Source organism: Mycobacterium sp., assembly GCF_035603715.1.
In the GTDB taxonomy this organism is placed as follows: Bacteria; Actinomycetota; Actinomycetes; order Mycobacteriales; family Mycobacteriaceae; genus Mycobacterium.
This window is the reverse complement of the sequence record NZ_DATNJW010000567.1, coordinates 1-13968: the sequence shown is the minus strand read 5'-3', so window position 1 is coordinate 13968 and position 13968 is coordinate 1. Positions and strand designations below refer to the sequence as shown.

Genomic DNA, 13968 nt, shown 5'->3' with positions numbered 1-13968 from the left:
GGATGTGCGCGTCCACGGGCAGGTCGACCCGGACCTCGGCCGGCTCCTCGTCCTCCTCGGTCGACGCGCCGGCGTGCTTGCGGAACGCCTCGACGGCCTCACCGACCAGGCGTACGTACAGGTCGAAGCCGACGCCGGCGATGTGCCCGGACTGCTCGGCGCCCAGGATGTTGCCGGCGCCGCGGATCTCCAGGTCCTTCATCGCCACGGCCATGCCGGCGCCCAGCTCGGTGTTCTGCGCGATCGTGGCGAGCCGGTCGTGTGCGGTCTCGGTCAGCGGAGCCTCCTGCGGGTACAGGAAGTAGGCGTAGCCGCGTTCCCGGGCCCGGCCGACCCGGCCGCGCAGCTGGTGCAGCTGGGATAGACCGAACGTGTCGGCTCGTTCGACGATCAACGTGTTGGCGTTGGAGATGTCCAGGCCGGTCTCGACGATGGTGGTGCACACCAGGATGTCGAACTCCTTGTTCCAGAATCCCTCGACGGTCGTCTCGAGCAGATCCTCGTGCATCTGACCGTGTGCGACGGCGACCTTGGCCTCCGGCACCAGTTCGCGCACCCGCGCCGCGGCGGCGTCGATGGAGCTGACCCGGTTGTGCACGTAGAACGCCTGCCCGTCGCGCAGTAGCTCTCGGCGCAGCGCGGCGGCGATCTGCTTGTCGTCATGCTGCCCGACATAGGTCAGCACCGGGTAGCGCTCCTCGGGCGGCGTCAGGATGGTCGACATCTCACGGATTCCGGCCAGACTCATTTCCAGCGTGCGCGGGATCGGAGTGGCGCTCATCGTCAGCACGTCGACGTGGGTGCGCAGCGACTTGATGTGCTCCTTGTGCTCGACACCGAAGCGCTGCTCCTCGTCGACGACCACCAGACCGAGGTCTTTCCAGCGCACGCCGGTTTGCAGCAACCGGTGGGTGCCGATCACGATGTCCACCGTGCCTTCGGCCAAACCCTCGATGACGGAACGGGATTCAGCGGGTTCGGTGAACCGGGACAAACCCTTGATCCGGACCGGGAAGCCGGCCATCCGCTCGGCGAAGGTCTGAAGATGCTGGTCGGCCAACAGCGTGGTGGGAACCAGCACCGCGACCTGCTTGCCATCCTGGACCGCCTTGAATGCCGCCCGGACCGCGATCTCGGTCTTGCCGTAGCCGACGTCGCCGCAGATCACCCGGTCCATCGGCACCGGTTTCTCCATATCAGACTTGACGTCGGTGATCGCGGTGAGCTGATCGACGGTCTCGGTGAAGCCGAACGCGTCCTCCATCTCGGCCTGCCATGGGGTGTCCGGCCCGAACGCATGTCCCGCGGTGGCCTGCCGCTTGGCGTACAGCGCCACCAGCTCGCCGGCGATCTCCCGGACCGCCTTGCGGGCTTTGGTCTTGGTGTTGGTCCAGTCGCTGCCGCCGAGCCGGCTCAGCGCCGGTGCCTGGCCCCCGACGTAGCGGGACAGCTGATCGAGGGAATCCATTGGCACATAGAGCTTGTCGCTTTCACTCTGCCCCCGCTTGCTCGACGCGTACTCCAGCACCAGGTACTCGCGCCGCGCACCGCCGACGGTGCGTTCGGTCATCTCGACGAACCGGCCGATGCCGTGCTGATCGTGCACCACCAGGTCGCCGGCGGTCAGCGCGAGCGGGTCGACGGTATTGCGCCGTTTGGCGGCCAATCGCTTGCCGTCGGTGGCCGTCACCCGGTTGCCGGTCAGGTCGGTTTCGGTGACGATCACCAGCTCCGCACCCGGCTCGGCACCCTGTATCACCAAGCCGTCATGCAGCGGGCCCTTGAGCACCCCGACCACGCCCGGCTTGGGCTCGGCTCCCGACTCCAACATCGTTGCCGGCGTTTCGGATTCGGCCAACTGCTCGACGACGCGGTGCGCGGTTCCAGTGCCCGGTGCGACGACGGCGGCGGCCCCACCGGTGGCCACGTGCGCGCGCAGCATCGCGAAGATCTCCTCGATGTCGCGCTGATGGCCGCGGGCTGACGGCGCAGCCCGGATGTCCAGCTCGATCGCCGACTCGTCGGAGAGCTGGCTCAGCGTCCACCACGGGTGCCCGGACTGCCGCGCGGCATCCTGCACCTCCTCGAGTTCGCGGAATCCCGATCCGCCGAGCTGCTCGATGTCGATCGGCGAGTCACCGCCGACCGCAGCCACCGACCACGACGCGTCGAGGAATTCGCGGCCGGTTTTGATCAGGTCGAGCGCGCGGGTGCGGACCTTCTCTGGGTCGCAGACCAGCACCGGTGTGCCGTCGGCCAGTTGATCGGTCAGCAGCGTCATGTCCTCGGGCCGTAACACCGGCAGCAGTGCCTCCATGCCGTCGACTGGAATGCCCTCGGCGAGCTTGGCCAGCATCTCGCCGACGCTGCCGTGCTCGGGCGGCGGCTGATGGCCGGCCAGCTCGGCCGCCCGCGCCCGCACGTCGTCGGTCAGCAACAGCTCGCGGCACGGGACCGCGATCAGGGAGTCGACGCTGATCTCCGGGATCGACCGCTGGTCGGCCACCGCGAACATCCGCATCTCGCTGACCTCGTCGCCCCAGAACTCCACCCGCACCGGGTGCTCGGCGGTCGGAGCGAAAATGTCGAGGATGCCGCCGCGGACCGCGAATTCGCCACGCCGGCCAACCATGTCGACCCGCGTGTAGGCCAGCTCGACCAGCCGGGTGATGACATCTTCGAAGGCCAGCTCATCGCCGACCGTCAGCGTCAGGGGTTCGGCCTGGCCCAGCCGCGACGCCATCGGCTGCAGCATCGAGCGGACCGCGGTGACCACTACCCGCAGCGGCGGCCCAAGCCGGGCATCCTGCGGGTGGGCCAGCCGGCGCAACAGCATCATTCGCTCGCCGACGGTGTCCACGCCGGGCGAAAGCCGCTCGTGCGGCAGCGTCTCCCAGGACGGGAACATCGCGACCGCCTCGCCGAGGACGCCGCGCAGTTCGTCGCGCAGGTCATCGGCTTCTCGGCCGGTCGCCGTAACGACCAGCAACGGCCCCCCGCGGGCCAGCGCGCAGGCGACGAAGAGTCGTGCGCTTGCCGGGCCGACCAATGCCAATTCCGCGGGTCGCTCGTCAGCGAAGTCGGTGAGTCGCTGCAGCGTGGGCGCGCGCAGCGCCAGCTCGACAAGCCCCGCGATCGGGGTATCTGCGATTTCTGGCCCCCGTGCGGTCATGATGACCCCATTGTATGTGGGCCGACGCTCGTCAATTTCCGGCCGAGCACCGTCAAGGATCCGTTAGGGAAGTGGCATCCGCTTGCTCCGCGCGGAGGCTGAAGTCATGACATCGACTTTGCCGGACCTCCTGCCTTCCATAGGCCTTGCGGCTTCGCCGCGATTCCACCCGGCTATCTGGCCAATGACGGCCCACTCCGACGACGACGGACGACTCTGCATCGGCGAAGTACCCGTGACCGACATCGCCGACGAGTTCGGCACCCCCGCGTATGTGCTCGACGAGGCTGACTTCCGCAGCCGCGCCCGCAGCTACCGCGCGGCGCTGGGCGATACCGAGGTGCTCTATGCCGGCAAGTCCCTGCTGACCATCGCGGTAGCGCGCTGGGCGCACGAAGAAGGGCTCGGCATCGACGTCTGCTCAGCCGGAGAACTCGCCATCGCGATGGCAGGGGGCGTGGAAAAGGCCCGCATCGTCATGCACGGTAACGCCAAGTCGCAGGACGACCTGCGCGCCGCCGTCCGATTCGGGATCGGGCGCATCGTGCTGGATTCGACCATCGAGATCACCGATCTCGCCGGTTTGGCGGAGGGACGCCAGCGGGTGCTGATCCGGGTCACCCCTGACCTCGACATCCACGGCCACCGCGCGATGACCACGGGGATCAGCGACCAGAAGTTCGGGTTCACCCTGGACGGCGGCCATGCCGCCGACGCCGTCGAGCGAGTGCTCTCACACCCGAGCCTGCGGCTGATCGGATTGCACTGTCACCTCGGTTCGCAGGTCACCGACGCGGCGATCTACGGCGAGGCGATCCGCCGGATGATCGCCGCCATGGCCGATGTCCGGGCCCGGCACGGCGTCGTCCTGACCGAGCTGAACATCGGTGGCGGCCATGGGGTTCCATATCTGGCCGGCGACCCGGAACTGAGCGTCGACGAGCTGGCCAGGGTGATCGCCGACGCCCTGGACGCGGCATGTGCCGCCGAACGATTCCCGCGCCCGACTGTCGTCGTCGAACCCGGCCGGGCCATCAGCGCGCGCGCCGGTGTCACCGTCTACAAGGTGCGCGGCATCAAGACACAGCCCGGCGGACGCACTTTCGTTGCCGTCGACGGTGGGATGAGCGACAACCCGCGGGTATCGCTGTACGGGGCGAAATACACTGTCGCGCTTGCCAATCGCCATTCTCTCGCGCCCAAGCAACGGGTCACCGTGGCGGGCCGGCACTGCGAGTCAGGCGACGAGATCGCCCGCGACGTCGAACTCCCCGCCGACGTGCATCCGGGCGACCTGCTTGCGGTGGCCTGCACCGGGGCCTATCACCACAGCATGGCGTCGAACTACAACATGGTCGGCCGGCCGCCCATCATCGCGGTCAAGGACGGTCGGCCCCGCGAATTGGTCCGCCGCGAAACGACCGCGGACCTGCTGTCCCGCGATCGGGGCTAGAAGGCTACTCGTCCTGCAGGTGCGGATCGGCTTCCAGATGAGTCAGGCCGTTCCACACCAAGTTGACCAGGTGGGCAGCGACCACTTCTTTCTTGGGCTCTCGAGTGTCGAGCCACCATTGCGCGGTCATCGACACCGATCCGACCAATGCCTGGGCGTAGAGCGGGGCGAGGTTGGAGTCCAGACCGCGACGGGCGAAGTCACCGGCCAGGATCGAACTGACCTGGCTGACCGCGTCGTTGAGCAGGCTCGAGTAGGTGCCAGAGCTGATCGAGGCCGGCGAGTCGCGGATCATGATGCGGAACCCGTCGGTGTGTTCCTCGACGTAAGTCAGCAGCGCCAGCGCCACCGTTTCGACCCGAACCCGGGACCGGTTGTTGGTCAGCGACGACGTGATGCCGTCCAGCAGCGCCGACATCTCCCGGTCGACGACGACGGCGTACAGCCCTTCTTTGCCGCCGAAGTGCTCGTAGACCACAGGTTTGGACACATTGGCGCGAAGGGCGATCTCCTCGATCGAGGTTCCTTCGTAGCCCCGCTCGGCGAACAACGAGCGCGCGATGTCGATGAGTTGGTGGCGGCGCTCGCTACCGGTCATCCTGGTGCGGGGCGCCCGCGTTTCTTTGTCCGGCGCGGCCACGCCTAACAGGTTATCCCTCGCCCGCGGTCCGCGATCGGGCCGCGGGGTCGTCTAGAGTAGGGCGCGGTTCAATCGCTGGTCCAGCGATCCGTCGTGGTGTAATCGGCAGCACTTCTGATTTTGGTTCAGACAGTTCAGGTTCGAGTCCTGGCGACGGAGCTTTCCCGCGTTCGCGGCCGCAGGTTCTTGCGATACGCGAGCGATCCTTAAGTTATTTTGGGTATGCTTCGTTTTATTTAACGCAGCCGTTAGGCGCCCGTTTTGATGGGACACAAGATATGGGGGCGCTCGACACGAAAGAGCAACAGCGAGCCTCTGACCCGCCGATCATTGATGCGGTCGGCGCGAACATCGCCGACCGGTTGGAGCACCACGCCGCCGCGCGCCCGAACGAGCGGGCGTTCGCGTTCCTCGACGACGGAACCGGCGCAGACACTCGCACCTGGGCAGAGCTGGCCGCCGGCGCGCGGGCCATGGCCGCGTTCCTGAACGGGCTACCACGCACCGATGAGCAGCCGCGTGCGCTGCTGCTGATGCCGCAAAACGCGGTGTTTCTCGATGCGCTGTTCGGCTGCTTGCGCGCCGGTGTGTGCGCGGTTCCCACGCACACACCGATTCCGTCGCGGCTCGCTCAAACATTGCCGCGGCTGCGCGCGGTCGTCGCCGACGCCCGACCTCATGTCGTGCTCACCACCCGCGAGCTTCTGGCTGCGCGCGAGCTGGTCCCAGAGCTCGCTGAAATCCCTTGCGTCGCAATCGATGACCTCGACCTCACCGATGCGCCGGGCCACGAGCCGAGGATCGCGCCCGAAGACCTTGCCATCCTTCAATACTCGTCGGGCTCATCCGGCGTGCCGCGCGGCGTGATGGTGAGCCATGCGAACCTGATGGCCAACGAATTGATGATCGAGGAATCGTTCGGACACATCCCCTCGACGGTCGCGCTGGGTTGGCTACCGTTTCAGCACGACATGGGCCTGATCGGCTATGTCTTGCAACCGGTGTACACCGGTTTCGAGTGCGTGATCATGACGCCGCTGCAGTTCCTCAAGCACCCGCTGCGCTGGTTGCAGGAGATCACGCGCTACCGAGCCAACACCAGTGGCGGCCCGAACTTCGCCTATGAGATGTGCGTCGCCGCCGTGGAACGCCACGGCGAGAAAAGCCTTGACGGCCTGGACCTGTCGAGTTGGAACCTCGCCTTCGTCGGCGCCGAACCGGTGCGCGCGGCCACCCTCGATCGTTTCGAGAAGACGTTCGCCGGCGTGGGTTTTCGTCGCGAGGCGTTTTATCCCTGTTACGGGCTCGCCGAGGCGACGCTCATCGTGTCAGGCGGACAGCACGGCGTGTCGCCAACCGTGTGGCGCGACGCGAGCGGCCTCAACCGGGTGAGTTGCGGTCATGCCCGGACCGGCCTCGAGGTCGCGATCGTCGACGCGGTGAGCGAGACCCGCTGTGACGACGGCGTCGAAGGCGAGATCTGGGTCAGCGGCACCAGCGTCGCGGCCGGCTACTTCGGCCGCGAGCAGGAGTCCCGGGACACCTTCGCCGCTTCGCTCGACGGCAAGACATGGCTACGCACCGGCGATCTCGGCTGCATCGTCGACGGTGAGATGTACGTCACCGGCCGCTCCAAAGACACCGTGGTCAAAAACGGTGTCAACTATGCCGCCGAGGACATCGAGCACACCGTCCAGCAGCTCCGTCTCGCCTCGTTGAGCGCCAGCGCTTGCGCGGCCTTCGGATTCGACGACGGCAACCTGGAGAGGCTCGTCATCGTTACCGAGATCGCTCGCGACGCGGTCGCCGAATGGAGCGAGCAGGCCGATGAGATCGTCGGCGCAGTTGCCGCGGCGCACGGCACACCGGCCGACGTGGTGATGTTCGTCGAGCGGGGCAGCATCCCGCGGACGACCAGCGGCAAGATCAGGCGCAGCGAGTGCCGGGCCCTGTACGCCCGCGGTGAGCTCCCCGAGATACACCGTCACCTGATCGGGGAGCCGGCATGACACGCGGATATGCGCTCGCGGTGTTCGCGGTCACTGGTCCGGCACTCGCCTTTATCGCAGCAGTGACGTTGTGGCTCAACGGAATTGGCCCGTCGCTGACGGACCTCATCGTCTTTGTGATCGGCACGGTGGCGACGACGGCGGGCGTCGAGCTCGGTTTCCATCGCTACTTCGCTCACCGAGCGTTCAATGCCCAGCCGGCGCTGATTTGGGTGCTCGGTGCGCTGGGCTCGAGCGCGTTCCTCGGTCCGGTGATGTGGTGGGTTGCCACGCATCGCCGCCATCACTCATCCACCGACCGCGAGGGTGACCCGCATTCACCGCACTGGCCGGTCGGCGGCCTGCACGGATTTGTGCACGCCCACGTTGGGTGGCTGTTCCGGCCGGAACACACCGCGATGACAATTGCCGCGCGTGACGTGAAGGATTTGTGGCAGAGCCCGCGCACCATCGCCTTGCATCGCAGCTATCTGCTGTGGGGCGTGCTCGGCCTGGCGATACCGACCCTGATCGGTTTGGCCGCCGGTGGGCCGCGCGGCGCGCTCACGGGCTTCTTGTGGGGCGGCATGACTCGCGTGTTCGTCGTGAGCCATCTCACCTGGGCGGTCAACTCCTTCGGCCACCTGTTCGGCGGCCCCGCGCGACTGCCGCACTCGGGGCAGGCACGCAACAACGGATTTCTCGCGCTGCCCTCCCTCGGCGGCGGCAATCATGGCAACCACCACGACGCGCCGCGCGCCTACTCCACCCGAGCGCGCTGGTGGCAGTTCGATTTCGGTGGCACGTTGCTACGCGGATTGTCACTGTGCGGCCTGGTCAGTGACCTGAAGGCGCCCGACCTGACCAACGCGGAGTAACGGATGAGCGAGACGTATTTGGGCGCCGGCTCGGGCGCGATTCGCCACCACTACGACGTCGGGAATGACTTCTGGCAGGTCTGGCTGGATCCCACCATGAGCTACTCCTGCGCGATGTGGGTGGACCCGGCGGACGACCTCGAGACCGCGCAACGTCGCAAACTCGACTTCCACGCCGAACAGGCGCATGCGACCGGCGCGGCGAGAGTGCTCGACATCGGTTGCGGCTGGGGCGCCCAGCTCATGCATCTCGTCGGTTCGCAAGATGTGAAACACGCTGTCGGTCTTACACTTTCGGACGCGCAGGCTGAGTATCTGCGTGCGCTCGCACCAAGCAACGTCGAGGTCTTGGTCCGCAGCTGGAGTGATTACGAACCAACCGAGCCCTTCGATGCCGTCATCTCGGTCGGCGCGTTCGAACACTTCGCCCGCCAGGGGCTGTCGGCAGAAGAGCAGGTCGAGGCCTACCGGAGGTTCTTTGGCGCATGCCGGAACTGGCTCAAGCCGGGCGGCCGGCTGTCGCTGCAGACCATCGCCTACGGCGACATCCCGCGCGACCGGCCCCTGCGCGATCGCTTCATCGTCGACGAGATATTTCCCGAGTCAGAGCTGCCGCGGCTTGCCGACATCGCCCGGGCCGCCGAGATGGAACTCGAGATCGAAAGGGTCAGGAATGACCGCGACGACTACGTCAAAACGTTGCGTGCATGGCTCGGGCGCATCAAGGAGCGACGAGACGACGCGATAGCGGCATCGTCGGAGGAGACGGTGGCGCGCTACGAGCGTTACCTGCGCATGTTCGCCTACTCGATGGAACTCGGCGCGTTCACGTTGTTGCGCTTGACCATGCGCCGAATCGATCTACCGGGGCGATGGTGACAGCTACCGAGCTTGCGGGCTGATCGGGCCGTGACTCCCAGGAGGACGAGATAAAGAGCTACGAGGAGATCGAAGAGATGCTGGCCGCGTACGTGGCGCAGCGGACCGGTAAACCGGCCGGCGAGATCGATCGCGAAAGGCGCTTCGATCGTCTCGGTCTCGATTCGGCGGACGCGGTCGCCCTGGTGGGCGAGCTGGAGGATTTCGTCGATCGCCCCCTCTCGGCCTATCTGCCTTACCAGCATCCGACGATCCATCAGCTTGCGCGCCGGGTAGCCGACGGCGACAGCTGACGTCATCTGGATGCCGCGCGCCTGCGGGGCCGCGGTTCCTTGCGTACGTGAGCCCGCAAGTCGGCGCGGTGCGCGCCGGCCCGATTTTTTCTTCTTACACCGATTTTCGAATGCTTCCTGAGCCGTTTTCCTCAGATTTGCAAACTGCTCAGCAAAAATACTTGCGAGTAGCACATTTCGCGCCTTTCTTCGATTAACGAAACGCCGATTTCGGGTAGGCAAAAGGCGTTCGGGGACGCTATCGTCTCAGGTTGGTTTCAGCTCTGTCACCAGCGCTTTCGTAACACGAGGCGGGTGTCCTTTAGGCTGCTTCCGAATGGGAAGCAAATCCCAAAAACTGCGTTATACTCATCATTCAGAAGCGGGAATAAGGTTAATAAAAACAGCCGATCCGATTCGATGCGAATTTAAATACACGCAGAGCAGCACTGGAGTTCAGTCGAATGCGTGAATTCATACGAAGTGGCGCCATATCGCCCCACTCCATGACTGCCGGTAGGTTCCGGCTGAGCGAAAGACTCAGCTGGCGCGATCCCGACGTCGAGGCGACTCTGGTCCTCTCGCAGCCTTACCTCGATCCCGACCTATGGGAAGAGTTCGTATGCGGCGCCGAGCGCAGCTATCGCAAGCACGGTGTGGAGTGCGCCCTGGACGTGGATGCGCTGCGCAGCGGGGCCGATACCTTCATGTTCTGCGCGGCGATCGGCGACGACGGACGGATGTTGGCCGGGTTGCGAGCCAAGGGTCCGCTGCGCTCGGCCGACGAGTCGCATGCCGTCGTCGAATGGGAAGGCCAGCCCGGCCAGCAGATGGTCCGCGACATGCTTACCGACCGCATCCCCTTCGGTGTACTCGAGATGAAGTCGGGCTGGGTGATCGATGAGTCGGACGTCAATCGTTCTCTGACCACCGCACTGGCCCGTAGCGGTTTCTACATGGCATCGCTCACCGGTTACCAGTTCTTCATGGCCACCGCTGCCGCGTTCGTGATCAACCGCTGGAAGACGTCGGGTGGTCTAGTGGCACCCATCCCCGCGACGCCCTACCCGGACGAGCGGTATCAAACCAAGATGATCTGGTGGGACAGCCGCGACTTCATCAATTACGCGGACCCGGGACAGGTCGCGAAGATCCTCACCGAGAACGAGCTTCTGATGCGCGAGATCGACCGTCGAGGTGATCTTGCGTCCTCCTGGCAAGAGGTCGTCTAGGCGCTAGAAGTCGACTGGGATCGAGCCCTGGGCGAACAGCGAGCCCATCGCGTTTCTAGCGAGCGGTCGAGACAGCAGAAAGCCCTGCGCCCGATAGCAGCCCAGGTCCAGCAGCGCCCTGGCCGCAGCAGCAGTCTCGACGCCTTCAGCGATGACGTCGAGGCCGAAGGCGTCGGCCAACGCGACAACCTGTTTCAAGATCGCCAGGTCAGAGTAGGCCGCCTCCGTCCCGAGGTCTCGGACGAATTCCTTGTCAATTTTGAGCGCGTCCACCGGAAGTGACTTCAGGTATGTCAGTGCGCTGTAGCCGGTGCCGAAGTCGTCGATCGCCACCTGCACGCCGATCTCCTTCAACCCCGCCAGGGTTTTGTGGGTGGTGTCGATGTCTTTGACGACGACGTGCTCGGTGATCTCGAGACAAACGGTGCTGGCGTCGAGAACGAACTCGTCGAGCGTTGCGGCGACAAGGCCGACAAAGCCGTCTGTCACCAGTTGCGCGGGTGAAACGTTGATGCGCAACACCGCATCGCGCGCCAGCCCACGGTTGCGCCAGTCACTGAATTGCGCACAGGCTGAGCGCATTATGAGCCGGCCGAGCTTTCCCGCCAAGTTGATGGACTCGACCACGCCCATGAACGAGTCGGGCATCAGCAGACCTCGAGTGGGGTGTCGCCAACGGATCAGCGCCTCGGTCCCGAGGATCTCGCCGGTGCGCATGTCGAATTCCGGAAGGTAGTGCAGGACCAACGCGCCGTTATCGCTGTCGATGATCCCTTCGAGGTGCAACTCGATATCGTTGCGGATGGCGTACTTCTCGGCCATCTCAGGGTCGAAGGCTACAACCGCATTTCCGCCGACGCTTTTGGCCGAGACGACAGCCTGATCGGCGCGACGCAATATGTCCGAGGAAGTGTCCCGGCCGGGTTCGGCCACGCCGACACCAATACTCACTGTGCGGGTGATGGTCTCGCCGTCGACCTCCACCTGCTTGTGAACGCGCTGCTGCAGCTGTCGGGCCAATGCCTCGGCCGCCTCGGCGCCCAGAGGCTCTTTCGGCACGACGACGAACTCGTCACCGCCGAAACGGGCGATGACCGAGGAATCGTCAGCGGCGTCGCGCAAGAGTCGCGCGAATACTTCGATGAACCGGTCACCGGCCTTGTGGCCGAGGTGATCGTTGACCGCCTTGAGGCGATCCAGGTTGACAAACACCAGCGCGACTGGACCGGGCCGGCCCGCAGCAAGGCGCTCGTCGAGACGCGCGATCAGCGCCCTGCGGTTCAGCAACCCGGTGAGGTCGTCGTGCTCGGCCAGGTACTGAAGTCGCTCTTCGGCCTGGATGCGCGCCTGCACCTGCGCGAACAATGTAGCGATCGCCTGGAGCGCGTTCAGTTCCTCCGGCAGCCATTCGCGGTCACCGATCTTGACGAAACCCAGCGTGCCTGTTGTGAGACTCCCGGAGAGCAGCGGCACGCATGCGATGGTGCTGTTGGGAATACCCGTGCCCGCCTCGATATTGCGCTGATATTCCTCGTTCGCAGGGGCGGGCCGGAGGACGTCGGGCACTTTGAGGTTTTCGGCCTGCGCGAAGACCGGGTCGGCGTCAGCGAAATACACCACTCCGATCGGATCGGGATCGGGAATGAAGGGTCGCGGCGGCCACAGCGCGACGAGCACCGTTGCGTGGATCGTATGATCGTTGTGACGCAGGAAACCGAAGTCCACGCCGAATTGGCTCACCGTATCGGCGACTACCTGCTCGCTGATCGCGGCGTGGTCCGCCGCGGTGGCCGCCATCAACTTGGCGGCCGCCTCGGTGACCAGATCGTCTAGCCCGCCGGACATGTCAGATACGGTAGCCCTTCAAAGCGGTTGATGTATATTGACGCGGTCAAAGTCCCGCAGGCTTCGGACCGAAGCCGGTTCGCTGACGGCAATTCTCAACACCAGAGCGATAGCCGCGCCGCTCGCCAAACCGACCAGTTGGCCAAACTCTTCTTGTAGGCGGGCCAGCTCGTCTCCGAACGTCGTTGATACTCCGGCAAGATCGTCGCGACCACGGGCATACAAGAAGATTGGCGACATCGGCTGGACCGCATACCCACGTTGCTCCGCGATTATCCACACGGCCTCAGCGGCCGCGCCGCCGCGGGCATAGTCGGCGAGCGATCCGCCGCCTACCGAAATTACTGCTAGCGCAGAGCTTGCCACCACCTGCCGGCGAGTTCCCTCCCCCAACGCCGAACCCGCGTTCCACCGAGCAAGATTGGCCATGACTTCCGGACGCCGCAGGATGTCCGCCATGGCGAGCTCGCCGGGTTCGAACTCCAAGCTGCGGATGTCGATCCCGCTGTCGGGAAGCGGATCTCCCGGCCAGCGCAGTTCCGCGATCATCTCGGCGTGCAGTTTTGGTGTCAGGTAACGCACACGATCGGACTCGGCGAATATCTTTGCCGCCCTGATGATTTCGTCTGGGTCAGTCACGAGATGCAGCTGCGCACCCTCACGTTCGGCGGTCGCGTGCAGCAGTTGGACCGCGTCACCGGGTATCGGTTCGGCTGTTCCCAAGCGGCGGTTGGTTTCCCGCGCCAGCATCGCGTCGTACAACCCGGCCAGCTGCGGGTCTGTGGCGTCGCGAAGCTGCAGCGTCGCCTGAAGCGGCACACCGCCGGCGCCTTCGCCTATACTCACCGGCCCGAGCACCTGATGAGCTGCCGCCGCGACCTTGGCGTTGAACACCGCCGCCCCGAGCGCCACGGCGCTGGCCCGGTATCCTACGTCAAGCGTCGAAGTGTGTTCCGGGGCAAGCCGAATGGTGATGGCGTCCGCGTCGGCGTCGATCCGCCAGGGTTGCGCGTTGGAGGCGGACGGCGCCCGGATCGCCGCGGCGGCAACGATTCCGACGACGCCCGGCCACACCGGATCTGCATGCTCGGCCGGCGGTAGGGCGTGGTCCTCCGGCAACGCCGGCTGGTCGATCTGATCGAGCCCACCGCCGATGTCGAGTCGTGCTCGGCCCGACGGCAGGTGTTCGCCCAGTCCGATTCTGCGCACGGCTTCAGCGATCGCGGTTGCTCCCAGCACGACGTCGCCAGACACCTGTGGCCATGTCGACACAGTGCGGTCGATCTCCACCACAGACGCCAGGAGGCGGCCGGACAAATGCTCGGCCTCGAGCAGGCGCGCCAGATACGGCACCTTTTGCCCGCTCGTCATCCGCGCCAGCGAGGCGGGATCCACCTCGCCCAGCAGGCCGTGCAGAATCGGCCGCTGCGGCTCGAGGTCGAACCGTTCCACGTCGACCAGGCCGCGATCGCTGGTCGCCATCAACACCGGAATTCCCCGCGCCCGCGCCCGCTCTCGCACGTGCGCCTTCATGTCGAGCGAATCACATTCTTCGACAACAATATTCAGCCCGTCGAGAAATTCGTCAATGGTTTCCAGGGTCAAACCC

10 protein-coding genes and 1 tRNA gene are annotated in these 13968 nt (G+C 65.5%); 7 read left to right on the top strand and 4 right to left on the bottom strand.

Annotated elements, in window-relative coordinates:
• Positions 1-3172 (bottom strand): transcription-repair coupling factor (gene mfd / locus VN856_RS23195; RefSeq protein WP_325693482.1); only part of this gene is annotated, 3172 nt, incomplete at its 3' end.
• Positions 3173-3278: 106 nt separating this feature from the next.
• Here mfd and lysA point away from each other — a divergent pair.
• Positions 3279-4625: a diaminopimelate decarboxylase gene (gene lysA / locus VN856_RS23190; RefSeq protein ID WP_325693479.1), complete on the top strand. Its 1347-nt coding sequence runs from the start codon at positions 3279-3281 to the stop codon at positions 4623-4625.
• A gap of 4 nt (positions 4626-4629) precedes the next feature.
• Here the strand turns inward: lysA and VN856_RS23185 are convergent, their stop codons facing one another.
• The gene (locus tag VN856_RS23185; RefSeq protein ID WP_325693484.1) at positions 4630-5223 is read right to left on the bottom strand and encodes a TetR/AcrR family transcriptional regulator; all 594 of its coding nucleotides are present in this window, start codon (positions 5221-5223) and stop codon (positions 4630-4632) included.
• 129 nt (positions 5224-5352) lie between these two features.
• On the opposite strand from VN856_RS23185, the gene VN856_RS23180 reads away from it, so the two are divergent.
• The 6 genes from VN856_RS23180 to VN856_RS23155 all read left to right on the top strand — a co-directional run bounded on the left by VN856_RS23180 (position 5353) and on the right by VN856_RS23155 (position 10514).
• Positions 5353-5424: transfer RNA gene (locus tag VN856_RS23180), tRNA-Gln, on the top strand.
• A gap of 119 nt (positions 5425-5543) precedes the next feature.
• Complete coding sequence (locus VN856_RS23175; RefSeq protein WP_325693477.1) at positions 5544-7274, top strand: fatty acyl-AMP ligase; 1731 nt, start codon at positions 5544-5546, stop codon at positions 7272-7274.
• Complete coding sequence (locus tag VN856_RS23170; RefSeq protein WP_325693474.1) at positions 7271-8131, top strand: acyl-CoA desaturase; 861 nt, start codon at positions 7271-7273, stop codon at positions 8129-8131. Before VN856_RS23175 ends, VN856_RS23170 begins: the two co-directional genes overlap by 4 nt.
• Before the next feature lie 3 nt (positions 8132-8134).
• Entirely contained in the window at positions 8135-9010 is an 876-nt protein-coding gene (locus VN856_RS23165) for a cyclopropane-fatty-acyl-phospholipid synthase family protein (RefSeq protein ID WP_325693471.1), read from the top strand.
• Between the two features lie 77 nt (positions 9011-9087).
• Positions 9088-9303, top strand: a complete 216-nt coding sequence (locus tag VN856_RS23160; protein WP_325693468.1) for an acyl carrier protein — start codon at positions 9088-9090, stop codon at positions 9301-9303.
• A 485-nt stretch (positions 9304-9788) separates the two neighbouring features.
• Positions 9789-10514: a hypothetical protein gene (locus VN856_RS23155; protein WP_325693465.1), complete on the top strand. Its 726-nt coding sequence runs from the start codon at positions 9789-9791 to the stop codon at positions 10512-10514.
• 3 nt (positions 10515-10517) lie between these two features.
• Here the strand turns inward: VN856_RS23155 and VN856_RS23150 are convergent, their stop codons facing one another.
• Positions 10518-12359, bottom strand: coding sequence for a bifunctional diguanylate cyclase/phosphodiesterase (locus VN856_RS23150; protein ID WP_325693462.1), 1842 nt, complete (start codon positions 12357-12359; stop codon positions 10518-10520).
• 18 nt (positions 12360-12377) lie between these two features.
• The coding region (locus VN856_RS23145; protein WP_325693459.1) for an Rv1355c family protein at positions 12378-13968 on the bottom strand (1591 nt) is incomplete at its 5' end.

Bases quoted from the DNA above. Each gene is read 5' to 3' on its own strand.
- VN856_RS23175 (WP_325693477.1), top strand. From the start codon at position 5,544: ATGGGGGCGCTCGACACGAAAGAGCAACAGCGAGCCTCTGACCCGCCG.
- VN856_RS23170 (WP_325693474.1), top strand. From the start codon at position 7,271: ATGACACGCGGATATGCGCTCGCGGTGTTCGCGGTCACTGGTCCGGCA.
- lysA (WP_325693479.1), top strand. From the start codon at position 3,279: ATGACATCGACTTTGCCGGACCTCCTGCCTTCCATAGGCCTTGCGGCT.
- VN856_RS23155 (WP_325693465.1), top strand. From the start codon at position 9,789: ATGACTGCCGGTAGGTTCCGGCTGAGCGAAAGACTCAGCTGGCGCGAT.
- VN856_RS23150 (WP_325693462.1), bottom strand. From the start codon at position 12,359: ATGTCCGGCGGGCTAGACGATCTGGTCACCGAGGCGGCCGCCAAGTTG.
- VN856_RS23185 (WP_325693484.1), bottom strand. From the start codon at position 5,223: ATGACCGGTAGCGAGCGCCGCCACCAACTCATCGACATCGCGCGCTCG.
- VN856_RS23165 (WP_325693471.1), top strand. From the start codon at position 8,135: ATGAGCGAGACGTATTTGGGCGCCGGCTCGGGCGCGATTCGCCACCAC.
- VN856_RS23160 (WP_325693468.1), top strand. From the start codon at position 9,088: ATGCTGGCCGCGTACGTGGCGCAGCGGACCGGTAAACCGGCCGGCGAG.